The sequence below is a fragment of the Synechococcus sp. OH2 genome (genome assembly GCF_047462155.1).
Taxonomy (GTDB): domain Bacteria; phylum Cyanobacteriota; class Cyanobacteriia; order Thermostichales; family Thermostichaceae; genus Thermostichus.
The window spans coordinates 33,004-33,656 of record NZ_JANSIR010000010.1; the positions used below are offsets into that span (position 1 = coordinate 33,004).

The 653-nt window shown below is 59.3% G+C and carries 1 protein-coding gene; it reads right to left on the reverse strand.

Features of this window, described 5'->3' with window-relative positions:
- Positions 1-653, reverse strand: a 653-nt coding sequence (locus NW835_RS00905) for an RNA-guided endonuclease InsQ/TnpB family protein (RefSeq protein WP_414414275.1), incomplete at both ends; no start/stop codon positions are given.

Genomic DNA, 653 nt, shown 5'->3' on the forward strand with positions numbered 1-653 from the left:
CGTTGGCACTGTTAAAATCTGCATCCCCTTCCCAGCCACAGGCGGGGTTGACACAACGAAAATGCTTCCCTTCCCGCTGCCCAAGCCACAAACACCGGTGGCAGGTCTGCGAGCTGTAGCCAGGCAGCACCACCACCACCTTCACCCCTGCTCTGGCGGCCTTGTACTCTAGAAACTGTCTCAACTGGGAGAACGCCCAACTGTTCGCCCGCCGCCGCTCCGTCTTGCTGCGCGGCTGTTGGTTGGTACGCTCCCTAATCCCAGTCAAGTCTTCCAAGGCAATAAAACGGTGGGTCGCCTGGGCCCTAGAAACAATCGCTAAGGACTCCGTCCCGCTGACGCGAGTGGCGATGCGGTGATTGACCCAGGTTTGAAAGCGCCTCTCCCGACCAGACAGCCGTTGCAGCAGTTGCCGACACCTGCGCCGAGAACTGCGTGTGCCCATACTGGCCTTGCGTTGCAGAGCCGCCCTCAACCGGGAGTAGTGGTCTCTGACCCGGTTCAACCGCTGTCCATTCCAGTGATCCCCCTCAGAGGTCTGGGCAATATCTCTCCTACCCAAATCCATGCCGATTGCCTTGGTGGTGTCTTGTGGCTCCGGTACCTCAGACTCCACGCCAATCTGGATGTAGTAGGAACCGTCTTGGCGTTTG